Origin of the sequence: Pseudoxanthomonas sp. LjRoot125, from assembly GCF_964252705.1 — a bacterium.
Taxonomy (GTDB): domain Bacteria; phylum Pseudomonadota; class Gammaproteobacteria; order Xanthomonadales; family Xanthomonadaceae; genus Pseudoxanthomonas_A.
Genome location: NZ_CAXUOY020000001.1, coordinates 1623781 through 1648069, shown reverse-complemented (window position 1 = coordinate 1648069; position 24289 = coordinate 1623781). Strand labels below are relative to the sequence as shown.

19 protein-coding genes and 2 tRNA genes are annotated in these 24289 nt (G+C 66.1%); 6 read left to right on the top strand and 15 right to left on the bottom strand.

The features are described 5' to 3' along the window. Positions 1–9 precede the first annotated feature (9 nt). Positions 10–1056 carry a hypothetical protein gene (locus ACSION_RS07550; protein ID WP_435305507.1) on the top strand — a complete coding sequence of 349 codons (1047 nt, stop codon included), beginning with the start codon at positions 10–12 and terminating at the stop codon, positions 1054–1056. Between the two features lie 34 nt (positions 1057–1090). On the opposite strand, the gene ACSION_RS07545 is transcribed toward ACSION_RS07550, so the two are convergent. Continuing rightward, positions 1091–2113, bottom strand: a complete 1023-nt coding sequence (locus tag ACSION_RS07545) for a polysaccharide deacetylase family protein (RefSeq protein ID WP_435305506.1) — start codon at positions 2111–2113, stop codon at positions 1091–1093. Here ACSION_RS07545 and ACSION_RS07540 point away from each other — a divergent pair. Continuing rightward, positions 2112–3026: a glycosyltransferase gene (locus tag ACSION_RS07540; protein ID WP_435305505.1), complete on the top strand. Its 915-nt coding sequence runs from the start codon at positions 2112–2114 to the stop codon at positions 3024–3026. The genes ACSION_RS07545 and ACSION_RS07540 overlap by 2 nt on opposite strands. Before the next feature lie 31 nt (positions 3027–3057). Here the strand turns inward: ACSION_RS07540 and ACSION_RS07535 are convergent, their stop codons facing one another. Further along, positions 3058–4455, bottom strand: coding sequence for a TIGR03013 family XrtA/PEP-CTERM system glycosyltransferase (locus ACSION_RS07535; protein WP_435305504.1), 1398 nt, complete (start codon positions 4453–4455; stop codon positions 3058–3060). Between the two features lie 228 nt (positions 4456–4683). Then, complete coding sequence (locus ACSION_RS07530) at positions 4684–6258, bottom strand: hypothetical protein (protein ID WP_435305503.1); 1575 nt, start codon at positions 6256–6258, stop codon at positions 4684–4686. A 251-nt stretch (positions 6259–6509) separates the two neighbouring features. Between ACSION_RS07530 and ACSION_RS07525 the strand changes: the two genes are divergently transcribed. Then, positions 6510–6586: transfer RNA gene (locus ACSION_RS07525), tRNA-Arg, on the top strand. A gap of 129 nt (positions 6587–6715) precedes the next feature. On the opposite strand, the gene ACSION_RS07520 is transcribed toward ACSION_RS07525, so the two are convergent. The 9 genes from ACSION_RS07520 to ACSION_RS07480 form a co-directional block, all read right to left on the bottom strand. Continuing rightward, positions 6716–6808, bottom strand: a tRNA-Ser gene (locus ACSION_RS07520). Between the two features lie 76 nt (positions 6809–6884). Beyond that, a complete protein-coding gene (gene csrA / locus ACSION_RS07515; RefSeq protein ID WP_056878398.1) occupies positions 6885–7094 on the bottom strand; it encodes a carbon storage regulator CsrA in 210 nt (69 codons plus the stop codon). Positions 7095–7245: 151 nt separating this feature from the next. Further along, positions 7246–9897 (bottom strand): alanine--tRNA ligase, encoded by a 2652-nt coding sequence (gene alaS / locus ACSION_RS07510; protein WP_435306678.1) that lies wholly within the window; start codon positions 9895–9897, stop codon positions 7246–7248. 93 nt (positions 9898–9990) lie between these two features. Continuing rightward, positions 9991–10497: a recombination regulator RecX gene (recX, locus tag ACSION_RS07505; RefSeq protein ID WP_435305502.1), complete on the bottom strand. Its 507-nt coding sequence runs from the start codon at positions 10495–10497 to the stop codon at positions 9991–9993. 28 nt (positions 10498–10525) lie between these two features. Continuing rightward, positions 10526–11563 (bottom strand): recombinase RecA, encoded by a 1038-nt coding sequence (gene recA, locus ACSION_RS07500; protein WP_435305501.1) that lies wholly within the window; start codon positions 11561–11563, stop codon positions 10526–10528. Between the two features lie 187 nt (positions 11564–11750). Beyond that, positions 11751–12395 carry a transcriptional repressor LexA gene (lexA, locus tag ACSION_RS07495; RefSeq protein ID WP_435305500.1) on the bottom strand — a complete coding sequence of 215 codons (645 nt, stop codon included), beginning with the start codon at positions 12393–12395 and terminating at the stop codon, positions 11751–11753. Positions 12396–12479: 84 nt separating this feature from the next. Next, positions 12480–12971 (bottom strand): CinA family protein, encoded by a 492-nt coding sequence (locus tag ACSION_RS07490; protein WP_435305499.1) that lies wholly within the window; start codon positions 12969–12971, stop codon positions 12480–12482. A 129-nt stretch (positions 12972–13100) separates the two neighbouring features. Beyond that, complete coding sequence (locus ACSION_RS07485) at positions 13101–15668, bottom strand: TonB-dependent receptor (protein WP_435305498.1); 2568 nt, start codon at positions 15666–15668, stop codon at positions 13101–13103. A gap of 113 nt (positions 15669–15781) precedes the next feature. After that, positions 15782–15958 (bottom strand): hypothetical protein, encoded by a 177-nt coding sequence (locus tag ACSION_RS07480; protein WP_435305497.1) that lies wholly within the window; start codon positions 15956–15958, stop codon positions 15782–15784. Positions 15959–16064: 106 nt separating this feature from the next. On the opposite strand from ACSION_RS07480, the gene mutS reads away from it, so the two are divergent. The 3 genes from mutS (at position 16065) to ACSION_RS07465 (ending at position 22041) form a co-directional block, all read left to right on the top strand. After that, positions 16065–18620 carry a DNA mismatch repair protein MutS gene (mutS, locus tag ACSION_RS07475; RefSeq protein WP_435305496.1) on the top strand — a complete coding sequence of 852 codons (2556 nt, stop codon included), beginning with the start codon at positions 16065–16067 and terminating at the stop codon, positions 18618–18620. Between the two features lie 400 nt (positions 18621–19020). Next, complete coding sequence (gene katG, locus ACSION_RS07470; protein WP_435305495.1) at positions 19021–21267, top strand: catalase/peroxidase HPI; 2247 nt, start codon at positions 19021–19023, stop codon at positions 21265–21267. 159 nt (positions 21268–21426) lie between these two features. After that, on the top strand, positions 21427–22041 hold the full coding sequence (locus ACSION_RS07465) for a DUF937 domain-containing protein (RefSeq protein WP_093299928.1): 615 nt from the start codon (positions 21427–21429) through the stop codon (positions 22039–22041). Positions 22042–22088: 47 nt separating this feature from the next. On the opposite strand, the gene ACSION_RS07460 is transcribed toward ACSION_RS07465, so the two are convergent. From ACSION_RS07460 to rplS, 3 genes are all read right to left on the bottom strand, one after another. Then, positions 22089–22496: an RNA-binding S4 domain-containing protein gene (locus ACSION_RS07460; RefSeq protein WP_435305494.1), complete on the bottom strand. Its 408-nt coding sequence runs from the start codon at positions 22494–22496 to the stop codon at positions 22089–22091. A 107-nt stretch (positions 22497–22603) separates the two neighbouring features. Then, on the bottom strand, positions 22604–23671 hold the full coding sequence (locus tag ACSION_RS07455; protein ID WP_435305493.1) for a hypothetical protein: 1068 nt from the start codon (positions 23669–23671) through the stop codon (positions 22604–22606). A 117-nt stretch (positions 23672–23788) separates the two neighbouring features. Further along, a complete protein-coding gene (gene rplS / locus ACSION_RS07450) occupies positions 23789–24184 on the bottom strand; it encodes a 50S ribosomal protein L19 (RefSeq protein WP_435305492.1) in 396 nt (131 codons plus the stop codon). Positions 24185–24289 lie beyond the last annotated feature (105 nt).

Genomic DNA, 24289 nt, shown 5'->3' with positions numbered 1-24289 from the left:
ATGAACGCCATGCCCACCACACCGCAGTACCTCGTGGAGGCCGGCCAGCCGGCGCGCGACCGGGAGACGGTGCTGTCGCTGTGGCGAGGCAACCTGGGCCAGGACGCCCGGATGACGGCGAAGTACGAATGGTTCTATCTGCGGTGCCCGCACGGCGAGCCGCTGCTCGAGCTGTTGCTGGACGTACCGGGCGCGGCCCACGTGGGTACCGCATCGGCCGGTCGTCGTCGCCTCGTATGGCAAGGGCGCGAGCTGCGCGCCGGCGTGCTGGTCGATCTGGCGGTATTGCCCCAGCACCGCTCGCTCGGTCCGGCGCTGATGCTCCAGCAGGGCCTGATCGCCGCCGCCGACCAAGCGCTGGACGTGCTGTACGGGTTCCCCAACCCCAAGGCCGCGCCGGTGTTCAAGCGGATCGGCTACGCGCAGCCGGCGCACCTGGTCCGCTACGCGCGCGTGTTGCGCCATGCAGGCTATCTGCGCGGCCGCGTGCCGGGCTGGCTGACCAAGCCCGTGGGTTGGGCCGCAGACGTGGCCATCGCCTGCCGCGATGCGTTTTCCCGCCTGCGTGGGCCATCGCTGTGTTCCGCCTGGGCGGACCAGGCCGATGCGCGCATCGATGCGGTATGGGCCCAATCGCCCAAGGACGACGCCGTGATGGCGGTGCGCGACGTCGCCCACCTGCGTTGGCGGTTCGACGAATCCCCGCTGGCGAGCACGCGCTACTTGCTGGTCAAGCGCGAACAGGATCGCGCGTTGCAAGCCTGGTTCGCCGTACAGCGCATCGAAGGCACGCTGCATGTGCGCGATTTCTGGTCGGTGGATGGCGCACGCGGCATGGCGGCGGCGCATGTCGGCGAATTGCTGCGTGCGGCACGCAAGCTGGGCTGCACTGCGGTCTCGGTGGAAATCTGCGCACCCGACGCGCAACGCGCGGGCTGGCATGCGGTCCACTTCGTGGAGCGCGGCCGGCGCCCGGTCTTCATGCGCTGGACCGCGCCCGACGCCGCGTTCGCATCGGCGCCGATCTTCCTGACCTCGGCCGACGAGGACGAGTGACGCGTCGCCCCGCGATGCGGGGCGGGCCGTCGGATCAGGCCAGGCGGCGTGCCTGCCGCCGGAACAGATACAGCGCCAACCAGTCGTCGCGGAAACGGCCCTGCGCGTCCACCACCGCGTCGGTCTCGAAACCCGTGCGCCCCAGCAACCAACCCACGTCGGGCGCGGTCGGGTTCAACACGGGCACACTGGTGAACACCAGTTCGTAGCCCGACTCGCGTGCGCGCTGCGCGATATCCGCATCGAACGACCCATGCGGAAACGACATGGATTCGGCATTTGCGTTCGCGTGCCCGAGCTGATGTGCCAGCGACATGCGAGCGCCCGAGAGTTCCGCATCGAGATCGGTCGCGAGCCTCATCGGCGTATGCGTCTTGCCATGCAGTCCGAGTGCAACGCCGCCGGCCTGCAATCGCTGCAACTCCTCGACCGTGACCATGTGCCGGTGTCCGTCATCGAGCTGCGCCATGAAGGGCGCCAGGACCTGCTTGCGGACGCCGGCTTCCAGTGCTTCCAGGCGGGCGATGACGGCGCGTAAGGCCGTCATGGATTCCTCGTCGGTGGAGGTCGCCGCCGCCTCGCCCGCAGGCAGCGCCGCGGCCAGACCGCGTACGGTCACGGCGCCCCGCCGCCACGCGGCGATCAGTCGCTCCTGGAAGAAGGGCTGACGCGTCCCGATGGCATCGGCCACGACGAACATCAGGGCGGGCAAGCCTGCTCGCTCCAGCGCGGGCAGCGCGTAATCTGCGTTGTCGGCCCAGCCGTCGTCGAAGGTGATCAACAACGCGCGCTTGGGCAGCGCCGCGCCTGTCCGGCGCGATGCGAGCACCTGCTCCAGCGATACGACGTTGTAGTGTCGCCGGAAGAAAGCCAGCGACTGCTCGAGCCACCCGGTGGCGAGGGTGTAGTCCGGATCGCACGTGGTCCAGCGCGGATCGTCCGGACTCAGGGTACGATGGAACATCACGACGGTCAGGCTGTCCGCATTGCGCAGCCGATGGTAGAGACCGAGCAGCCCCGTGGTATAGAGCAGCTTCTTGGAGACGTCCTTCAGCATGGCGGCCCGCATCGAAGTTTCAGTGATTATACCGACGTACAACCGTCGGGACCTGTTGCCGCGCGCGCTCGATTCCGTGCTCGCGCAAACGCTGGCGGTCGACGAGATCATCGTCATCGACGACGGCTCGACCGACGGCACCGACGACATGCTGCGCGCGCGCTACGGCGATCGGGTCCGCTACGTGTGGCAGCCGAACGCGGGCGTTTCCGCTGCGCGCAACCACGGCCTGCAACTGGCGCAGGGCCGTTACCTGGCCTTGCTCGACAGCGACGACCTGTGGCTCCCCGCGAAGACCGGACTGCAGGTGGCCTTCCTGGACGCGCACCCCGATTTCGGGATGGTGGTGTGCGACGTGGAGCGCGTCGATAGCGAGTATCGGCACATCGACGTGTTCCGCCGGCGCGACACCCTGCGCGAGGATGGCTGGGTGTTGCGATGGGTCCTGCACAACCCGGCGCTGGCTCCCGCTTCGGTGCTGATGCGCCGGGAGGTCGTCGAACAGCTCGGCGGCTTCGACGAAGGACTGCGCACGGCCGAAGACCTGGAATTCCACCTGCGCGTGGCGCGGCACTGGAAGATCGGCGTGGTGGAGCAGGCGCTCGTGCGCGCGATGCGTGGCCACGACGGCCTGTCCGCGGCCGACAGCACGTACGACGACTATGTGCGGGTGATGGAGGCCGCCGTTGCCGGCGCGCGTGGCACCGTCGACGACCGGGAGCTGGACGAGGCTCTTGCAGGCACCTACGCCCGGAATGCCCGCGGCATGCTCATCCGTGGCCGCTGGAAGGAAGGCGCCGCGCTGGCGCGACGCGCCTGGCACCTGACCCGCGACGCGGAGCTGCGCGGCCAGATTAAGGCGCTCGTGCCCTTCGGCATCAAGCGACTGCTGCGCAGCCTCGTGCCCGGCTGATCCGACGGCACGGTGCAGCGGCCGGATGCGCTCAGCGCGCACCACGACCGAACAGCACCACTTCCACGGTCTGCAGCAAGATCATCAGATCGAACACCAGTCCGTGGTTCTTCACGTAGAAGAGATCGAATTTCAGCTTCTCTTCCGCGTCGCGCACGGAAGCGCCGTAGGGATAGCGCAGCTGCGCCCAGCCCGTCAGGCCCGGCTTCACGCTGTGGCGAACGCCGTAGTAACGCACCTCATCGTTGAGCATGTCGACGAAATGGGGCCGCTCGGGCCGGGGGCCGACGAAACTCATGTCGCCACGCAATACCGCAACGAGCTGCGGCAGTTCGTCCAGGCGCGTCTTGCGGATGATGCGTCCCACCCGCGTACTGCGGTCATCGTCCTTGCTGGCCCAGACCGCCACGCCGTTCTTCTCTGCGTCCACCCGCATGCTGCGGAACTTGGTCAGGGTGAAGTGGCGCCCGCGCTCGCCCACGCGCGTCTGGCTGTAGAACACCGGCCCGCCCGATTCCAGCCACACCGCCAAGCCCACCAGGATCATCAGCGGCCAGCTCACCAGCAGCAGCGCGCTGCCGGCGATGAGGTCGAAGAATCGCTTGCTGAGGCGACGCGGCGTCGAGTAATCGAAACCGCCCGAGAACACCAGCCAGGACGGATCAACGGCGTTGAGCTGGACCATGCCGGCCTCGCGCTCGAAGAAACTGGACAAGTCGACGACCGACATGCCGCGCTGCACGCACAACAGCATCTGTTCCATGGGCAGACCGCCACGGCGTTCGTCCGGCGCGATCACCAACTCATCGATCTGCAAACGCTCGGCCAGGTCATGCAGGCCTTCCTCACCGCGATGGATCAGCAGGTCTTCGCGCACCTGCACCGGCTGGCCCGGGACGGGCACGAATCCCACCACCGTGAACGTGCGGCGATCCGATCGGCGACGCATGCAGGAATTGATGAGGTCGGCATTGCGGCCGGCGCCGAGGATCAGCACGCGCTGTTTCAGCACGTCGGAATGGAAAAGGCGTACCCATGCCACGCGCACCAGTACGATGCCCGCCAGGCCGATGGCCAGCGAGATGGCCAGCACGCCGCGACCAAGGTAAGCCTGCGGCAACAGGTAGTACAGGACCACCAATACGATGCCGCCGAAGGCGAAGGACAATGCCACGCGCAGCACGAAATCCATGCGGGTGTGCCGGACATGCGTCTGGTACAGCCCGAATGCGGTCATCGCGCCGGTAAGGGCCAGGGCGACGACGAGCGCACGCCACGGCGTCTGTTCCAGGAACTGCACCTGGTATTCCGGATCGGTGTGGAAGCGGATCCACACCGCCGCCATCACGGCCGCGAACAGCACGACCACTTCGCCCAACCACAGGAACCGGATCACCCGGTCCTTGCGGCTCTTGTGTGTTGCCTTCATCGACATCCCCCTGATGCGGCGCAGGTCCCGGCTCCCAAGCCAGGGCGCGCTACGTTCGTTCCGACAGCGGCGGTGGTGCCCCCTCCGGGGCCTGAAACCGCCGCGTCCCAGTACGCATACATGTCCGACACATCACTTCCAACGCGACTTGCTGCCATCGCCGGACAGCCGCCGCAAAAAAAAGCCGCCCACGAGGGGCGGCTTGGGTGATGCGGGAGATCCGACGACTCAGGGCCTGACGACGCCCCTGCGATAGCGGGTGACCGGCGACTGCCGCCAGCGCGGGCGATCCCGGGGCGGGATCGGCGCGGTGGCGTCGGGGGACGTCACCGCCGGCTGGGAGGCCGTGACCGGCTGCGCCGCGCTGCCCGACGTTCCACCGGGAATCAACGGCTGGGAGCCGTTCACCCGGATCGGGTCGGAGACCTGATCGATGTCGAACTGCTCGAATGCACCGACGTCGATCCTGTTCTCCAGCATCAGGCGGGCATGGGCGTCGCCGATGGCGAGCTTGGTCCGCAGCGGCGGATCGAAGGCCGGCAGCAGCTGGGGCGACGGGAACGGGAATGCCGCCGGGGTGGCCGGCGTGTTGTTGCCTGCGTTGAGCAGCGGGCTGCCTGCGCGCGGGCGCAGATTCCGCTGGGCCAGGTCGACGAACATCGGATCGGTGCCGCGCAGCGTACCGCTCCACTCGGTCGGCACCAGGGTGGCGGCCGATTGCACCCAGTTGTTGGAACCGGCCACCTTGCGGCCATCCGACCATGGCTCGCGGCTCTGCGGGCCGCAGTACGGCGTATCCACGTTACTGGCGGGGTTCTCCCGCACGATGGCAGGTGCGCTACCCGAGGCCGGTTGGTAGACGACGTTGTTGTGCATCTCCAGCGAGCCCTGGCCGAGCTGGACCAGCACGGCGTTCGCCGAGCCGGAACGGTCCAGCAGGATCGTGTTGTTCACCAGGCGCGTGCGGCCCTGGTTGCGCCCGTTGAGATCGCCGCCAATGCGAAGCGCGTTGCCGGAGCGACTGGTCGAACGGTGGATGATGACGTTGCCGACCAGCTCTGCGTCTTCGCGGCGAAGGTCGGCGGTCCAGCCGGACTTCTGCGTTTCGCAGTCAGGCCCGATCAGCTCGACTTCGTGCAGGTCCGAGCCCTCGATCCAGTTGTAATGGATCTCGGCCCGCTGGTGACGCACGCGGACCAGCACGCCGCCGGTGGCGCTGTGCACGTAGTTGTAGCGCATGCGGAACACGGTATCCGGATACGCGACCTCATCCGATTGTATGTAGAGGGCGTGCCGACGATCGCCCTGTCCGGAGCGCGCGATTTCGCTGTACTCCAGGGTGAAGGAGCCGGAGTTCTGGTCGGCAGCGAGGATGCCGTGCGAAGGGCAATCGTGTACGTAGGCGTCGCGCACGGTCGCGTTATGGGCTTCGCTGAAGATGCAACTGCTGGTGCCGCCGGTGACTTCGAAGCCCTCGAAGACGATGTGGTTGGACTGCTGGAACTTGATCGTGTGGGAGCCGCCCGACAACACGGGTCGCGTGGCTCCCGCGACGCGGCGCCAGCGGATGGTCACCGGGCTTGCCTCGGTCCCGCTGTCGTCGTCGCCCACCACGATGTTGCCCGCGTAGGTGGTGTTGCCGTCCACCTCGACGATGTCGCCCGGCGCGAGGTTGACGCTGTTGAAGAACGTGGTGAGCTGCGTGTACTGGCGGCCGGGTCCGACGTTGTACGTCGCCGCCGCGGCACTCAGCGGCACAGCGGCCAGCAGCCCCAGCCCGAGCAGGGGTTTGGAAAGAAGCATCAATTCGACTCCCGCGACTTCGCGCGTTCTGTATCCCCTGCCCGGACATTCTCGCGGCTCGGGCGTGAATGCCCTGCTAATCCGGGCGCCTATTCGGCAAAGCGTATGAGACGCCTTCCTCAAATCCAGCACACGATCACCGTCATCACGACATGAGCAGGCATCTCCGGCCGCCTCGCCACCGAAAAATGTTGCCGGGAAGTTATTGACGGGTGAAACCGCTTCGTGCAGAATTCCGCGTCTAACGAAACGCGCCCGTAGCTCAGCTGGATAGAGTACCTGGCTACGAACCAGGCGGTCGGGAGTTCGAATCTCTCCGGGCGCGCCATTTTCGAAACAGGCAGACTTAGGTCTGCCTGTTTTTTTTCGTCCTCGCGAAACCTTCGCGCAATCGCAAAAGCGCGCACAAGAAAGCGAAAAAAAGAAGGCCCCGCAATGCGGGGCCTTCTCGTCAAACTGGCGGAGTGAGAGGGATTCGAACCCTCGATAAGGCTTTTGACCCTATACTCCCTTAGCAGGGGAGCCCCTTCGGCCACTCGGGCATCACTCCGGGGTTTTTCGCTCGCCGCAGGCATCCTGCAGCGGCCGCATAGGATAGCGGCTCGCCGCTCATGCGGCAAACACATTCACTCCGAAGTGACGTTCTCGGACGCCGAAGGCGAACCGATCTCTTCGCCACGCTGGATGCGTTGGTAGATTTCTTCGCGATGCACGGCCACATCCTTGGGCGCGGTGATGCCGATACGCACTTGGTTGCCTTTGACGCCAAGCACGGTCACCGTGACCGAATCGCCGATCATCAGGGTTTCGCCGACACGGCGGGTCAAGATCAACATGTTTCTTCTCCGTAATCCGGCAAAGGATAGTGCCGGGGGCGCGCCGACCCCGTGAAAAGGGGGTGGCGGCTTCCTGGTACATTCATGAACCTAAAGCATGTTAGCGGCCGGAGGCGCACGGCCGCAAGCACCGGATAGTCCAATAAGGGGGTTAGCCGAGGCGCTGCTGAACCCATTCAGGAATGCCCTGAAGGGCCGTGGCAAGGGCGGGTCCGTCCTCACCACCACCCTGGGCGAGGTCCGGGCGACCACCGCCCTTGCCCCCGATCTGACTGGCGACGTGGGACAGGAGTTCCCCCGCCTTCACCCGCCCGGTTGCGGCACCGTTCACGCCGGCAACCAGGGCCGCCTTGCCGTCCGAGGCACCGGCCAGCACGATGACGGCGTCGCCAAGCTGCTGCTTCAGTCGGTCCACGGCATCGCGGAGCGCCTTGGCATCGAAGCCCTCCAAGCGCGACGCGAGGACCCGGATGCCGGCCACGTCCACCGCCGCGCCAGCCAGGTCGGAGGTGGCGCTGGAAGCCGCCTTGGCCCTCAGGGACTCGAGCTCACGCTCGAGCTTCTTCTGCCGATCGGCCAGCGAACGCACCTTCTCGACGAGCTCGGTCGCGTTGCCGCCCAGCAGGGTAGCGGCCTCGGCCAATCGATGCTCTTCGTCGGTGACGTAGTCCAGCGCGCCCTGCCCCGTGACCGCTTCGATGCGACGAACGCCCGCGGATACACCGCCTTCGCTGACCAGCTTGAACAGGCCGATGTCACCCGTGCGACCGACGTGCGTACCGCCGCACAACTCCGTGGAGTACCCGCCCATCTTCAATACGCGGACGTGTTCGCCGTACTTTTCACCGAACAGCGCCATGGCGCCGAAATCCAGCGCCTCCTGCATGCCCATGTGGTGGACCTCGGCCTGATGATTGGCCCGGATCTGCGCGTTGACCCGGCGCTCGATCTCGGCCAACTCGTCCGCCGTCATCGGCTGGAAGTGCGAGAAATCGAAACGGAGCCGATCCGGCGCCACCAGCGAACCCTTCTGCTGGACATGCGTCCCCAACACTTCACGAAGGGCCGCATGGAGCAAATGGGTCGCCGAGTGGTTGAGGATGGTGCTGGCGCGTCGCGCGGCATCCACCGACGCGACGACGTGGTCGCCGACTTTCAGGCTTCCCTTGGCGACGCGACCGACGTGACCATGGAACTGACCCGCGAACTTGAGCGTATCGGCGACGTCGAATTCGACGCCCTGCTCCGCCAGCACGCCGGTATCGCCTACCTGGCCGCCGGACTCCGCGTAGAACGGCGTGCGGTCGAGGATCACTACCGCTTCCTCACCCGCATCGACGGACACTACCGGACGACCCTCCTTCAGCAGCGCGACGATCTGCAAACCACCGGCATCCAGCCGGTCGTAACCGAGGAATCCCGTCGGCGAGAGTTGCGCCACCAGGTCGGCAGGCAGGCCGGTCGTCGAGGCGAACTTGCCAGCGGCGCGCGCGGTTTCCCGCTGCTGCTCCATGGCCGCGTCAAAACCCGCCATGTCCACCGTCAGTCCGCGCTCGCGCGCGATATCGGCGGTCAAGTCGACCGGGAAGCCGTAGGTGTCGTACAGACGGAAGGCATCCGCGCCCGGAATCACGCCATCAGACACGCGAGATGCGACGTCGCCGAAAATCCGCATGCCTGCGTCAAGCGTCTCGGCGAAGCGCTCTTCTTCCGCCTTCAGTGCCTTTTCGACCAGATCCCGCGCCGCCGGCAGCTCCGGATACGCGTCTCCCATCAGCTCGGACAACGTCCCGACCATCTTGTGGAAGAACGATTGACGCACGCCCAGCATCCAACCGTGCCGGAGAGCGCGGCGGATGATACGGCGCAGCACGTAACCACGCCCTTCGTTGGAGGGCAGCACGCCATCCACGATCAGGAAGCTGCAGGCGCGGATGTGGTCGGCAATGACGCGGAGCGACTTGTTCTCGAGATCGGCCGTGCCGGTCAGCTCGGACGCCTTTTGAATGAGCGCCTGGAACAGGTCGATCTCGTAGTTTGTATGGACGTGCTGGAGTACGGCGGCGAGACGCTCCAACCCCATGCCGGTGTCGACGCAGGGTGCCGGCAGCGGCACCAGCGTGCCATCAGGCTGCCGATCGAACTGCATGAAGACGTTGTTCCAGATCTCGATGTAGCGATCGCCATCTTCGTCCGGGGAACCCGGAGGGCCGCCGGCGATGTGGTCGCCATGGTCGTAGAAGATCTCGGTGCACGGGCCACACGGGCCGGTATCCGCCATCTGCCAGAAGTTGTCCGATGCGTAAGGCGCGCCCTTGTTGTCACCGATACGGACAATGCGTTCGGCCGGCAGGCCGATCATGTTGTGCCAGAGGTCGTAGGCCTCGTCGTCGGTGTGGTACACCGTGACCAGCAGGCGCTCCTTTGGAAGCTTCCAAACCTCGGTCAGCAACTCCCACGCCCAGGCAATGGCATCCTTCTTGAAGTAATCGCCGAAGGACCAGTTGCCGAGCATTTCAAAGAACGTGTGGTGGCGGGCCGTGTAGCCCACGGAATCCAGGTCGTTGTGCTTGCCACCCGCGCGCAGGCAGCGCTGTACGTCGGCCGCGCGGACGTAACTGCGCTTCTCCGCGCCAAGGAACACGTCCTTGAACTGCACCATGCCGGAGTTGGTGAACAGCAAAGTGGGGTCGTTGCCGGGCACCAGGGAAGCGGAGGGGACAATGGTGTGCCCCTTGCCGGCAAAGAAATCGAGGAAATCCTGGCGGATCTGGCGGGTACTGAAGGTCTTGGGCGTGGTCATCTGGCAGGCATTGGCTGGAAGGCGCATCCTGGCGCCGCGATACCCGCGATATGCGGGTGCGGCCGGGCGGAAGCAACCCAATGCACTAGATTATCAGGCCGCCCCGTCCCAGTCCTCCGCCCCTGCCTGGCTGGCGGCCCTGACGCTGGCGCCGTCGAAACCACGACGAATCAAGAAATCGGCGATTTTGCGCCGCTGTGCGATATCGGCCGGATCGACTGGACCGAAACGCCGGCGGACGAGGTCGCGCGCCGTTTCGGTCCAGTCGCCGTCGAAGGTGGCCATGGCGGTTTCCACCGCCTCACGGTCCAGCCCATGCGTGGACAGTTCGGCCCGGATCCGTACCGGGCCATGGCCACCGGCAGCCCGGCTTCGGACCAGGGTTTCGGCAAAGCGCGTGTCGCTCTGCCAGCCCTCATCCTCCAACCGATCCACGGCCGATCGCACTTCGCCCGCGTCCAGGCCGCGGGCGGTCAACTTGCGGGACAGCTCGCGCCGGGAGTGTTCCCGGCGCACTAGCAGACCCAGGGCGCGCTGCACAGGTGTTTGCTCGGCTATCCGTCGGCGTGGTTTTCGACCGCCTGCGTTCTGATCTGCCACGCTACACACCTCGTCGCGCCATCAGCACTCAATCGTCGCTATCGTCGTCGGCGCTCTCATCGCGCTTGGCTTCTTCCGGCTGGAACTTCTCACGAAGCTCTGCCTCCAGCTTGGCTGCAACGGCCGGGTTCTCGCGCAGGAATGTCCGCGCATTGTCCTTGCCCTGGCCGATGCGTTCACCGCCATAGCCATACCAAGCGCCGGCTTTGTCGACCAGCTTGGCCTCAACACCCATATCGATGAGTTCACCCTCGCGGCTGATGCCTTCGCCGTACAGGATTTCGGTAACGACCTGCTTGAAGGGGGGCGCCAGCTTGTTCTTGACCACCTTGATCTTGGTCTGGTTGCCGATGATCTCGTCGCCCTTCTTGATGGCACCGATGCGGCGGATGTCCAGGCGCACCGAGGCATAGAACTTCAGCGCGTTGCCACCGGTGGTGGTCTCGGGGCTCTGACCGGGCATCATCACGCCGATCTTCATGCGCAACTGGTTAATGAAGACGACCAAGGTATTGGACCGCTTGATGTTGCCGGTCAGCTTGCGCAGCGCCTGGCTCATCAGGCGGGCCTGCAAGCCCGGGAGCTGGTCGCCCATTTCGCCTTCGATTTCAGCCTTCGGCGTCAGCGCTGCCACCGAGTCGATGACCACGATGTCGATGGAGCCGGAACGGACCAGCATGTCCGCGATTTCGAGCGCCTGCTCGCCGGTATCGGGCTGCGACAACAGCAGATCGTCCACATTGACGCCCAGCTTGGCGGCATAGACGGGATCCAGCGCGTGCTCCGCATCGATGAAGGCTGCCGTGCCTCCCTGCTTCTGGCACTCGGCGATGGCCTGCAGGGTCAGCGTGGTCTTGCCGGAGGACTCGGGGCCATAGATCTCGACCACGCGCCCCTTGGGCAGGCCGCCGATACCCAGCGCCAGGTCCAGCATCAGCGAACCGGTCGGAATGATCTCGACAGGCTCGATGACCCGGTCGCCCATGCGCATCACCGAGCCCTTGCCGAACTGGCGCTCGATCTGGGTCAGGGCGGCGGAAAGGGCTCGCTTCTTGTTCTCGTCCATCGTCGTGGTCCTAGTCAATGTGTTCAGGTGCGATCAGTGTGGAGGGCGTCCATCGCACAGGCTGCGACGGAGCGGGCATGGAAGAAATTAATCGTCGACACGGGCGCAGCGGATCGGCGACTGCCGCATGCATGGGTCGGGGATTGCCGCGTAACGGCACAGGGGAGACCTGAAGAAACGCGTGCACTCACCGGTTGGGTCTCACCAGGCCGCAGTAAAGGCCCTCGATCGCGAAGTCCTGGTCCGGCAACACTTCGATGGGGGCGTAATCGGGGTTGCGGGGCAGCAGGCGGATGCGATCCTTGCCGATCTTCAGCAGCTTGACGGTGATGGCGTCATCGATGCGCGCCACCACGATCTGGCCGGAACGGGCATCGCGCGTGCGGTGCACGCCAATCAGGTCGCCGTCGAAGATGCCTTCGTCGCGCATCGAGTCGCCCTTCACCTTCAACAGGTAATCCGGCGCGGGGGCGAAGAACGCGCGGTCCAGCAGGACATAGTCATGATGGTCGGCATCGGCCCCGATCGGGGCACCGGCAGCCACCTGCCCGAGCACGGGCAGGCGCAGTCCTTCGTCGTTGGCAGCTACCGGGAACGCCAGGTCGGGCTGGGGCGACGGCGGTGCCTTGAGGACCCGGATGCCTCGCGCACGACCCGGCACGCGCTCAATGGCGCCCGCCTGCTCCAATGCCTCCAGGTGGTATTGGGCCGCACGCACGCCCTTGAAACCGAAGGCTTTGGCGATCTCGGCCTGCGAGGGGGGCATGCCCTCGGCCTCGAGCCGTTCGGCGATCAGGGCGAGGATGGCAATCTGGGTATCGGTCAGGTCCATGGTTAGTAGTATTACTACTAACGATGCCTGCTGGCAATAGCCTTTTGAAGTAGACCCCTCGGGCAGCCTCGGCAGACGGGGCCGCTACAGCAACTCCAGACCCTGGAGGGCCTTGGCGACGGTCTGCCGGCGTACCGCGTCGCGATCTCCGTCGAAGTGGAACACCTCTGCCCGGGCATATCCGCCCCGGCGCTTCCAGCCGATCCACACGGTGCCGACCGGCTTGTCCTCGCTCCCGCCTCCGGGCCCCGCGATGCCGGTCACCGCCACCGCGATGCTCGCGCCTGAGTTGACCAATGCCCCGGACACCATTTCGATGACCGTCTCGCGGCTGACCGCCCCGTGCGTCTCGAGCGTCTGCGGCCGCACGCCGAGCAGCGCCTGCTTGGCTTCGTAACTGTAGGCCGCCATGCCGCAATCGAACCAGTCCGAAGAGCCCGCGATGTCGGTGACGCATTTGGCGATCCAGCCACCCGTGCAGCTCTCTGCCGTGACCAGATGGTCGCGCGCCTGGCGCAATCGATCGCCCAACGCCTGGGCGAGGATACGCAGCTCTTCATCCGGGGGAGCGGACATCGGGTTTCCTGATGGTGGGGGCCTGCGTGTTGTAGCCCATTTGGCCGTCGCCTGTCGCGCCACCGCGAATGCCGGAAAGAAAACGGCCCGCCAGGGGGCGGGCCGCTCGCCACGATCAGCGAAGGGGGATCAGTAGCGGACGCGCAGGGTCACGCCGTACATGCGGGGCGCGCCCAGGAAGGCGTTGAAGGTATTGAAGGGATTGTTGGGTGCCGGCGACACGTTCTGCAGCGGGCCGTCGAAACCGACCTGCACGTAGTCCTCGTCGGTGATGTTGGTGCCCCAGAACTCCAGCATCCAGCGCTGGTCCTGCGCGCCGATGCCGAAACGCGCATTGGCCACGGTGTAGGCGTCCTGCATCTTCTCCGGATCCAGGTCGGAGCCGGTGTTGTACTTGGACACGTACTTGGCGCCGATGTTGAAGCGCGCCACCAGGCTGCCCACGTCCCATTCGTATGTCACGGACGCGGAACCGGACCACTTCGGCGCGAAGCTCATCTGCGCACCCGGCAACTTGTACAGCGCGCCGGTCGGTGCGACGAAATCGCCTCCGGGGATGTTGTCGCCGTACTTGGTGTCGGCGTACATCAGGCCGCTTTGGAACATCAAACCCTTGATCGAGCGCGGCTGCCACAGCAGTTCCGCATCCAGACCTTGCGAGGTGACCTCCGGGATCGAGCGCACCACGAAGCTGGTGCCCAGGAAACTGTTGAGCTGGAAGTCCTCGTACTTCTGGTGGAACAGCGTGGCGTTCAACAGCAGGTTGCCGTCCAGCCACGTGGTCTTGGTGCCCAGCTCGTAGCTATCGACGAACTCGCCCGGGAACGACGTGTCCAGCACGGGCAGGATACCGGTGCCGCCGCTGGACAGGCCATTGGAGGACTGCACGCGGTCGAGATTGAAGCCACCGCCCTTGTAGCCGCGCGCGAACGAGGCGTAGGTCATGATGTTGTCGTTCCAGCGGTAGGCCGCCTTCACCGTGCCCGACCACTCCTTCTCCTCGCGGTCCTGCACGGTGTCGCGCGTGGCCGCGTTGTGCAGTGGGTTCGCCCACGGCAGACAGCCGTAGCCGACCACCGTGGGTGCTGCCGCGGACGCTTGCGCAACGGTAAGGCCGCGCGCGACCAGGGCCGCGACGACCTGCGAGGGATTGGCCAGCATCGCCGCGCAGCCGGCACCACCATTGGGGTTGCTGTAGTTGGAGATCAGGGTCTTCTTCTCCCGGGTGTAGCGCAGGCCCAGGGTGATGTCGAGCGCATCCGTGGCATGCCAGGTGTTGTTGGTGAACAACGCCGTGCTCTTGGCATTCTGCTTGTAAGTATCGAGCGCACCCAACCCTGCGAATACCGTGCCGAACGGACGGCCCGTGGCCTGCGACAGGAACAGCGGCGCGGTCGGCGATGTGCCCAGCGCGGGGTTGATGATCGACAGCAGCGCGACCGACAGGTAAGGCTCGTAATGCGGGCCGATGCGGTAGGTCTCGGTGCGGTCGAGGTCCTCGTCGGAATAGAACGCACCCACCATCCAATCGATGCGGTCCGTCGAGCCGGTCAGGCGGAACTCCTGGCTGAAGGTGTCGAACCCGGTGAAGGACTCATCCTCGTCCGCATTGCGGTACAGGATGTCGGCCGTGCTGAAGTCGTAATCCAGACCGTTGATGGCCTCCCACTTGCGCTGGGCCGTGATCGAGGTCAGCGTCGCATTGCCGAACCACGGCGAGTCCCAGTTGACCTCCACCGACACGCCGCTGTCCTTGATGTCCTGCGTCGTCGGGCGGTTGCTGTAGGCCACGCGATCGAACGGATCGTCGCCAGGCGCAGCGACGGCCTGGCCGCCGACGAGGCGATTGAGGATGGCGGCGGTCGCACCGACCGTGGTCTGTACGGCGGTGCAGCAGTTCTCTTCGCGGCTGGTGTAGTCGCCGGCCACCAGGATGTCGAGGTTCTCGCTCGGCTCCAGCAGCAGTTTGCCGCGCACGGTGTGGAAGTTCTGGTCGTAGTCGTCGGTTTCCTGGCGCGGACCGCTGCCGGTGCGCACGTCCATCCAGCCATCGCGCTTGCGCTTGGCCGCGTAGATGTTGAACGCACCCGCGTCGCCCAGCGCGTCGTTGTAGCTGCCGGACACGCCCATGGAACCGTAGTTGCCCACGGTCACCTCGCCCTCGGCGCTCTGCGTGTAGCTCGGACGGCGCGTCACCACATTGATGACGCCGGCGGAGGTGTTCTTGCCGAACACGGTGCCCTGCGGGCCTTTCAGGACTTCGATCCGCTCGAGCTGGCCGAGATCGCCGAAGCCCACGCTGTTGCGCGGACGGTAGACGCCGTCGATCACCACGCCGACCGAAGATTCCAGACCCACGTTGTCGCCGACCGTGCCGATGCCGCGGATACGCGCGGTGGTGATGGCTTCACTCTGCGTGCTGGTCACCGTCATGCCGGGCACCAGGACCTGCAGGTCCTTGATGTCGCGTACGCCGGTGTCCTGCAGCAGCTGTTCGGAGATCGCGGTCACCGCGATCGGCACGTCCTGCATCGCCTCCTCGCGCTTCTGCGCGGTGACCGTCATGGTCGCCAGCGTGGTGGGCTCCTCCTCGGCGGCGGGCGCGGCCGCTTGCTGCGCGTGGGCCTGCGAAGTTGCGCATAGCGCGCCGAAAACGGCGAGCGAAAGCGCTTTATGCCTGGGCGATGCCTTGACCATGTTCTCCCCTCCCAAGGGTCATGTTCTGACGACGGGTGCTTGCAGCAATGTCGATGTGATGGGCGGCGCGACCGCCAGCGAAAGACGCAAGTCCCCCTTGCGTCAACGCGAAATTAACACTCCCCTTCACGAAACAGCATTCTGCACTGCGTCGATACGCAGGCCATCACTTTGGCACGGATAACCCACTGATTTTTCGAACGATCGTGCGGAACCTCGATTACGCCGAACCCGCTCACGCGGTCTGCCGTATCCACAAAACGGATACCGAAACGGATGCCCAGGCCCATCGAGACTCTCCGGTGCCGGAGCAGCCAGCGGCTACAATCAGCGTCCTTTTGCCTCCCCTTCCCTGCTGGCCTCGTGAGCAAAGACAAATCGGAACACACGCCCCTGATGAAGCAGTTCTTCGCCGCCAAGGCGGAGTACCCGGACCTGCTTCTGTTCTTCCGGATGGGCGACTTCTATGAGTTGTTCTACGACGATGCACGCAAGGCCGCACGGCTGCTCGACATCACCCTGACCCAGCGCGGCAGTTCGGGTGGCGCGCCCATTCCGATGGCGGGCGTGCCCGTGCATGCCTACGAGGGCTACCTCGCCCGCCTGGTGGCGCTGGGCGAATCGGTGGCGATCTGCGAACAGATCGGCGACCCGGCGCTGGCCAAGGGCCTGGTGGAGCGCAAGGTGGTCCGCATCGTCACACCCGGCACGGTGACCGACGAAGCCCTGCTCAACGAGCGCCGCGACACGCTGTTGATGGCGGTGGCGCGCGGCCGTGCGGGCTACGGCCTGGCGTGGGCCGACCTGGCCGGGGGGCGCTTCCTGGTCAACGAAGTCGATAGCGACGACGCGTTGGAAGCTGAACTCGCACGGCTCGAACCAGCCGAACTGTTGCTGCCCGACGAAGAAGGCTTGCCCGCGTTCCTGCAGCAGCGCACGGGCATGCGTCGGCGCGCACCCTGGCTGTTCGATCCGGATAGCGGTCGCCGGCAATTGCTCCAGTTTTTCGGCCTGCACGACCTCACCGGATTCGGGATCGAGGACAAGGCCCTGGCCACGGCCGCCGCCGCGGCGCTGCTGGGGTATGTGGAAGAAACCCAGAAGCAGCGGCTACCCCACCTCACCGCGATCGCGGTGGAGTCGGCGGGCGATGCCATTGCGATGAATGCCGCCACCCGTCGGCACCTGGAGCTCGACACGCGTGTCGACGGCGATACGCGGCACACCCTGCTGGGCGTACTGGACACCACGGTCACGCCGATGGGTGGCCGCCTGCTTCGCCGCTGGCTGCACCGTCCGCTGCGCGACCGCCGTATCCTCGGCGAACGCCACCATGCCGTCGCCACGCTGATGGATGGCGCCGAACGCGATCTGCGCACGGGCTTCCGCGCGCTGGGCGACCTCGAACGCATCCTCACCCGCGTGGCGCTGCGTTCAGCGCGGCCGCGCGACCTGTCCACGCTGCGCGACGGCCTTGCCCTGTTGCCGGACGTGCAGGCACACCTTGCCCCCTTGGACTCGCCCCGCCTGCGCGCCCTGGCAGCGGAGCTGGGCGAACATGCCGCTACCGCTGCGCTGCTCGTCGCCGCGGTAGCGCCGCAGCCGCCATTGAAGCTCAGCGACGGTGGCGTGCTGGCCAACGGCTACGACGCCGAGCTCGACGAGCTGCGCCAGCTGAGCACGAACGCGGACCAGTTCCTGGTCGACCTCGAGGCACGCGAACGCGAAAGCAGCGGGATTGCCACGCTCAAGGTCGGCTACAACCGCGTACATGGTTATTACATCGAGATCAGCAAGGGTCAGGCCGAACGCGCGCCGGTGCATTACACGCGCCGGCAGACGCTGACCGGCGCCGAACGCTACATCACCGAAGAGCTGAAGCAGTTCGAAGACAAGGTGCTGTCCGCGCGCGAACGCTCGCTGTCGCGCGAGAAGCTGCTGTACGACGCGCTGCTGGACATCCTTAACGCAGCCCTGGAGCCACTCAAGCGCTGCGCCTCCGCGTTGAGCGAGCTCGATGTGCTGGCCGCCTTCGCTGAGCGCGCGCAGGAACTCGACTGGGCAAGGCCCGAGTTGAGCGAGGCGCCCGGTCTGCGCATCGAGCGCGGCCGCCACCCGGTGGTGGAAGCCGTGCGCAAGGAGCCCTTTGAGCCGAACGACCTGCTGCTGGCCGGCGACGATGGCGACGGCGGCCGCCGCATGCTGGTGATCACCGGCCCCAACATGGGCGGCAAGAGCACCTACATGCGGCAGAACGCGCTGATCGTGCTGCTCGCCCACATCGGCAGCTTCGTGCCCGCTTCGCGCGCCGTGCTCGGCCCGATCGATCGCATCCTCACCCGCATCGGCGCCGGCGACGATCTTGCGCGCGGGCAGTCCACCTTCATGGTGGAAATGGCGGAAACCAGTTACATCCTCCACCACGCCACCGCGCAGTCGCTGGTGCTGATGGACGAGATCGGCCGCGGCACGTCCACCTACGATGGTCTCGCGCTGGCCGATGCGGTTGCGCGCCACCTCGCCATGGCGAACCGTTGCTACACGCTGTTCGCCACGCACTACTTCGAGCTGACCGCGCTCGCGGGCGAACCGGGCAGCGGCATCGCCAACGTGCATCTGGACGCCGTCGAGCATGGCGATGCGCTGGTCTTCATGCATGCCGTGAAGGAAGGCGCGGCAGACCGCAGCTTCGGTCTGCAGGTGGCGGCGCTGGCCGGCCTGCCAAGGACCACCCTGCAGCAGGCACGTCGACGCCTCGCGGAACTGGAACAACGGGGTCGCGAGACGCACGCGTCCGAGATGGCGCCGCAAGCATTGGATGCCCCCCAGCAATTTGGTCTCTTCGCTGCCGCACCGTCGGCCGCGCAGGAGGCGCTCGCCGCGCTCGATCCCGACGACCTCACGCCCAAGCAGGCCCTCGAAGCGCTCTACCGCCTCAAAGCCCTGCTCTAGACCCCGCGCCTTCCGCAAGTAAGCCCGCTCAGCGCTTTGCGGCGGGCGATGCGCGCACGTCACTACAACACACGCGTAACGCACGCGGAGTATCGTGGCGCCCTCCCGATGGCGTAGCTATTGCGCATTGCACCATTGAATGTCGCTATCGAATCGTTCGCCACAAACGATTTTCATTGATCACCCGCAGTACCTAGTCTGGTCGCCATCCGCCAACGCCCTTGAGGACGTGAGCCCATGCTTCCCACGACGGTCCGCCCCGACACCGCGCCTGCGGGTCGTCCCCAGCCTCCCTAGACAACAACCGCACTCGAAGACCCCACGGGTCTTCTCGAGTGCGGTCGTCATTCGCGCTGCGACTCCATTCCATTACCCACCCACCGCCATAGGAAGGAAACCCATGACCACCGAATCCAAATGTCCGTTCCACTCTTCCGCCGGCGGCGGCACCGGCAACCGCGACTGGTGGCCCAACCAGTTGCGCCTCGACCTGCTCAATCAGCACTCCGCGCGTTCCAATCCGCTGGATGAAGGCTTCGACTACGCCGCTGCCTTCAAGAAGCTCGACTACCACGCGCTGAAGAAGGACCTGCGCGACGTGATGACAGATTCGCAGGACTGGTGGCCGGCGGACTTCGGCCATTACGGCGGTCTCTTCATCCGCATGGCGTGGCACAGCGCGGGCACCTACCGGATCGGTGACGGGCGCGGCGGCGGCGGTCGCGGGCAGCAGCGCTTCGCGCCGCTCAACAGCTGGCCGGACAACGTCAGCCTGGACAAGGCGCGCCGCCTGCTGTGGCCGGTCAAGCAGAAATACGGCCAGGCCATCTCGTGGGCCGACCTGATGATCCTGGCGGGCAATGTGGCGTTGGAAACAATGGGCTTCCGCACGTTCGGATTCGGCGGCGGACGCGAGGACGTATGGGAACCGGACCAGGACGTGTACTGGGGCCGCGAGACCACATGGCTGGGTGGTGACATCCGCTACGCGCACGGATCGGAAGGCGTCGAGAAGCCGGCCGACGAAGGCGTGCTCGTCTCCGACGACAACGCCGACGGCAACGTGCATTCGCGCCGGTTGGAGAATCCGCTCGCCGCCGTGCAGATGGGCTTGATCTACGTGAACCCGGAAGGCCCCGACGGCAATCCCGATCCGTTGCTTGCCGCGAAGGACATCCGCGACACGTTCGGTCGCATGGCGATGGACGATGAAGAGACCGTCGCACTGATCGCTGGCGGCCACACCTTCGGCAAGACGCATGGCGCCGGTCCGGCCGACAACGTGGGCGCCGAACCCGAGGCCGGTGATCTGGAGCAGCAGGGTTTCGGTTGGCACAACAAGTTCGGCAGCGGCAAGGGTGGCGACACCATCACCTCGGGCATCGAGGTCACCTGGACGCAGACGCCGACGTTGTGGAGCAACAAGTTCTTCGAGAACCTGTTCGGCTTCGAATGGGAACTGGAGAAGTCGCCGGCCGGCGCCCACCAATGGGTCGCAAAGGATGCGCCGGAAGACGTGCCGTTCGCGCACGACAAGACGAAGAAGCAGCGGGTGAAGATGCTGACCACCGATCTGTCCCTGCGCTTCGACCCGATCTACGGCCCGATCTCCAAGCGCTTCCTCGAGAACCCGCAGGCCTTCGCCGATGCCTTCGCGCGTGCGTGGTTCAAGCTGACCCATCGCGACATGGGTCCGCGCGCGCGTTACCTCGGCCCCGAAGTGCCGAGGGAGGAACTGGTCTGGCAGGACCCGCTGCCCAACGCGGACTACGCCGCCATCGATGCGGCCGACGTCGACGCGCTGAAGGCCAAGATCGCCGCCTCCGGCCTGTCCGTGGCCGAACTGGTCTCGACCGCGTGGGCCTCGGCATCGACGTTCCGCGGCGGCGACAAGCGCGGCGGTGCGAACGGTGCGCGCATCCGCCTGTCACCGCAGAAGGACTGGGCGGTCAATCGGCCGGAACAGCTGGCGAAGGTGCTCAAGGCGCTGGAACGCATCCAGATGGAATTCAACCTGGATGCCGGCGGCGGCAAGAAGGTATCGCTGGCTGACTTGATCGTGCTTGCCGGTGGCGTCGGCGTCGAACAGGCCGCGAAGGCCGGCGGTGTTTCCCTTACCGTGCCCTTCCGTCCGGGCCGTACCGACGCGCGCCAGGACCAGACCGACGTGGAATCGTTCGCCGTGCTGGAGCCGTTCGCCGATGGTTTCCGCAACTACCTCAAGGGCCGCTCGGCCGTGCCGGCCGAACACCTGCTGGTGGACAAGGCGCAGTTGCTGACGCTCACCGCGCCCGAGCTGACCGCGCTGGTCGGCGGCCTCCGCGTACTCGGCGCCAATGCCGACGGCGGCGACGCGGGCGTGCTCACCAGCAAGCCCGGCACGCTCAGCAACGACTTCTTCGTCAACCTGCTCGACATGGGCACGGAGTGGAAGGCCACCGGCGCCAACAGCTACGCCGGGCAAGACCGCAAGACCGGCGCGAAGAAGTGGAGCGCAAGCCGTGCGGACCTGGTGTTCGGCTCGAACGCGGTACTGCGTTCGCTCGCCGAGGTCTACGCCAGCGCGGACGGCAAGGACAAGTTCGTGAAGGACTTCGCCGCCGCCTGGGTGAAGGTCATGGAACTCGACCGCTTCGACCTTCGCTGATCCCACGGAGCCCGCACTACAACGCCGCATGGCCCGGACAGGCATGCGGCGTTGCTGTTTCCGCCGGTCGGCCGACTGCAATTGTGAGTCGGTGAAGGGTCAGATTGGCGCTAGCATCATCCGCGGCTTCCCACCCCCGTCCAGGAGGACGAACGCACGATGAGCAACGCTTCCCTCGCAGAAGAACTCTTTGCCCAGTTGCAGGGCGCGCCGATGCAGCAGGTCTCGCAGCAGCTCGGCATCGGCCAGATGCAGGCCTCCAGTGCCGTCGGAGCGGCGTTGCCGCTGTTGCTCGGCGCGCTGGGCCGGAACACGGCGCAGCCCCAGGGCGCGGAAGCGCTGTTCGGTGCCCTGCAGCGCAACCACAGCGGCCTGGACATCGGCAGCGTGCTGGGCGCGGTACTCGGTGGCGCGGCGTCGCCGCAGGCCAACGGTGCCGGCATCCTCGGCCATGTCTTCGGCGGCCAGCAGAACCGCGCCGAACTCGGCCTCGGCCAGGCGACCGGCCTGGGTGGCGAACGTGCGGGCCAGTTGCTGAAGATCCTCGCCCCGATCGTGCTCGCCTTCATCGCCCAGCGCATGACCCAGGGCAGCGCGCAGAACAATCCGCTGGGCTTGGCCGAGGTGTTGGGCCAGGAGCAGCGCCAGGTGCAACAGCAGGGCGGCCTGGGCGGCGGTCTGCTCGGCGCCGTGCTGGACCAGGATGGCGACGGCCAACTGGGCCTGGGCGACATCCTGAAGATCGGCAGCGGCATGTTCGGCGGCGGACGCTGAGCCCCGCACATGCTTGAGAAAGAAGGGCGCCCAGGCGCCCTTCTTTTCTACATAGCGTCGATGTCACCCAGCGCGCGGATCAATCGCCGCGCACGCTTGTCGGGTTTGGACTGCGGCGCCTGATAGCCGGTGCGTTCCGCGCGGCGTTGGGTCGCGGCCGCCTCGCGGCGCAGGCGTGAGGCTTCGGATTCGACATACATCGCCTGGGCGACGGGCGCCGGCCCGCGTTGGTCGCTGATGCCGCGCACTTCGATCTCGTAGGCTTCATCGCCGCGCGCAATCGCCAGCACATCGCCCACGCGCACCGCGCGCGACGACTTGGCGCGCTGGCCGCCCACGTCGACCTTGCCCGTCTCGACCGCCTGTTTGGCGAGGCTACGGGTCCTGAAGAAACGCGCGGCCCAGAGCCAGATATCCAGCCTGACGGCATCCACTGTCGAATCTGTTTGTTGCATCACAGGTTGGTGGCGCGCTGGCCGCAAGCTCGAAGATCGGGTCGGCAACGACCCGGGATGATGATGCCACCCGCACGACATTCCGGACAGGCGCGCCAAGCGAGAAACTAGGGCAATTCGTAGAGCCCCGCCTTCTCGGCGATGACGCGCGACAGTTCCACGCTCCGTGGCGCGGCGAGCCCACCGTATTGCGCGTCCAACCGCGCGAGTAACCGCTGGGCCTCATCGAGCTTGCCTTCGGCTACTTTCTCCGCGACCGCATCAAGCTGCGCGCTGATGCTCCTGGCCAGGTTGGCCATGCAGGCGCTGCCTTCCGCTGTTTGATCCACCGGTCGCTCCAGTTCATTCATCACTCTCCTGAAGCCACGCCCATCCGGAACCCAGTGCTCCACACCGTTCTGGGGCACGGACCGGATGCCCTGCATGCACAGCGACTCGAGGTTCTTCCGCGTGCGGGAGTCCTTTGCCCGATTGGGAAAATCGTTGCCTCCGGTAGAGAACACGAAGCGCGTCTGTCGCTGCATCAGCTGGGAGAGCGCAGCGGACGGGAGGGTGAATCCGCTTTCACCGCCCAGCGAATCGCTGCCACCGACCAGGAATACGCCGCTGAACACGTCCGGGTAGGCCATCGCCACCCGTTGCGCGGTCCGCGAGCCGCCCGAAAAGCCGCCGATGTAGACCCGCGCGGGATCGATCGGATAGCGGCTGCGCACGTACTCGTGGCCGTGCAGCGCCAGGGGCACTCGCCTGTCGAAGATGTTCTCGACGTTGCTCGACCTGCGCGACGCCACGTAGATCATGTGTTCATCGCGGAACACCCTCCACCAGCCCTCGGGCACCTGGATGTCGTCGGCGGGCCACACGAACACCATCAGACCGTACTTGCCGTCGGCGCCGGGCTCCGGAACGAATACCTCGAACGGCTCCTCGCCTACCGTGATCGTCTGCTCCCTGAGGCTTACGTCCACTTTTTCGCGGAACTTGGCGATGCGTTCCTGCGTCACCGGCGACAACAGGCGCGATGTCAGCTCGGGGGCGGACGCCAGCGGCGAGAGAGTGTCGAGCGTGACGTTCTTGCTGGGTGAATTGGCCGCGTGAACGCTACCCGCCATGAGGAGGCCGCCGAGCGCCATGAGCGTGCGGAGTAGCGAGAGAAAGGGGTTATCCATCGGCATGCAGGCACTCGCTCGGCAAATGACGCGGACCGCCTCGGCGATCAGGAGTGAACACGCAACGCCCAAACGCAAACGGCCACCCGAAGGTGGCCGTCTCGGACGCGCAACCGGCGAGGATTACTCGGCGGCGGCGGCGGCCAGGCGGGCGGCCTTGGCGGCGGCGTTGGCGGCCAGGTCTTCCTTGATGCGGGCAGCCTTGCCTTCCAGGTCACGCAGGTAGTACAGCTTGCCGGCGCGGACCTTGCCGCGGCGCTTCACTTCGACCGAGTCGATGGTGGCGCTGTGGGTCTGGAAGACGCGCTCGACGCCGTAGCCGTGCGAGATCTTGCGCACGGTGAAGGCGGAGTTCAGGCCGGCGTTCTTCTTGGCGATGACAACGCCTTCGTACGCCTGCACGCGCTCGCGGTTGCCTTCCTTGACCTTCACGTTGACGACGACCGTGTCACCGGGGCCGAACGCGGGCAGCTCGCGCGTGATCTGGGAGGCTTCGAATTCCTGGAGGAGCTTGCTCATGTTGGCACCAATGCTTGTATGCGTGATCGTGTCTTGCGACAGCGGAAAACTGATGCAGTCGCCGGATTGCGCTGCACGATATTGTTATGGGATCCGGGGGCGTGA

Coding starts and splice junctions, on each gene's coding strand:
- ACSION_RS07540 (WP_435305505.1), top strand. CDS start 2,112: ATGGCGGCCCGCATCGAAGTTTCAGTGATTATACCGACGTACAACCGT.
- ACSION_RS07465 (WP_093299928.1), top strand. CDS start 21,427: ATGAGCAACGCTTCCCTCGCAGAAGAACTCTTTGCCCAGTTGCAGGGC.
- recA (WP_435305501.1), bottom strand. CDS start 11,563: ATGGACGAGAACAAGAAGCGAGCCCTTTCCGCCGCCCTGACCCAGATC.
- alaS (WP_435306678.1), bottom strand. CDS start 9,897: ATGACCACGCCCAAGACCTTCAGTACCCGCCAGATCCGCCAGGATTTC.
- rplS (WP_435305492.1), bottom strand. CDS start 24,184: ATGAGCAAGCTCCTCCAGGAATTCGAAGCCTCCCAGATCACGCGCGAG.
- katG (WP_435305495.1), top strand. CDS start 19,021: ATGACCACCGAATCCAAATGTCCGTTCCACTCTTCCGCCGGCGGCGGC.
- ACSION_RS07550 (WP_435305507.1), top strand. CDS start 10: ATGCCCACCACACCGCAGTACCTCGTGGAGGCCGGCCAGCCGGCGCGC.
- csrA (WP_056878398.1), bottom strand. CDS start 7,094: ATGTTGATCTTGACCCGCCGTGTCGGCGAAACCCTGATGATCGGCGAT.
- ACSION_RS07530 (WP_435305503.1), bottom strand. CDS start 6,258: ATGCTTCTTTCCAAACCCCTGCTCGGGCTGGGGCTGCTGGCCGCTGTG.
- lexA (WP_435305500.1), bottom strand. CDS start 12,395: ATGGACCTGACCGATACCCAGATTGCCATCCTCGCCCTGATCGCCGAA.
- ACSION_RS07535 (WP_435305504.1), bottom strand. CDS start 4,455: ATGAAGGCAACACACAAGAGCCGCAAGGACCGGGTGATCCGGTTCCTG.
- ACSION_RS07480 (WP_435305497.1), bottom strand. CDS start 15,958: ATGGGCCTGGGCATCCGTTTCGGTATCCGTTTTGTGGATACGGCAGAC.
- ACSION_RS07460 (WP_435305494.1), bottom strand. CDS start 22,496: ATGCAACAAACAGATTCGACAGTGGATGCCGTCAGGCTGGATATCTGG.
- ACSION_RS07545 (WP_435305506.1), bottom strand. CDS start 2,113: ATGCTGAAGGACGTCTCCAAGAAGCTGCTCTATACCACGGGGCTGCTC.
- mutS (WP_435305496.1), top strand. CDS start 16,065: ATGAAGCAGTTCTTCGCCGCCAAGGCGGAGTACCCGGACCTGCTTCTG.
- ACSION_RS07455 (WP_435305493.1), bottom strand. CDS start 23,671: ATGCCGATGGATAACCCCTTTCTCTCGCTACTCCGCACGCTCATGGCG.
- ACSION_RS07485 (WP_435305498.1), bottom strand. CDS start 15,668: ATGGTCAAGGCATCGCCCAGGCATAAAGCGCTTTCGCTCGCCGTTTTC.
- ACSION_RS07490 (WP_435305499.1), bottom strand. CDS start 12,971: ATGTCCGCTCCCCCGGATGAAGAGCTGCGTATCCTCGCCCAGGCGTTG.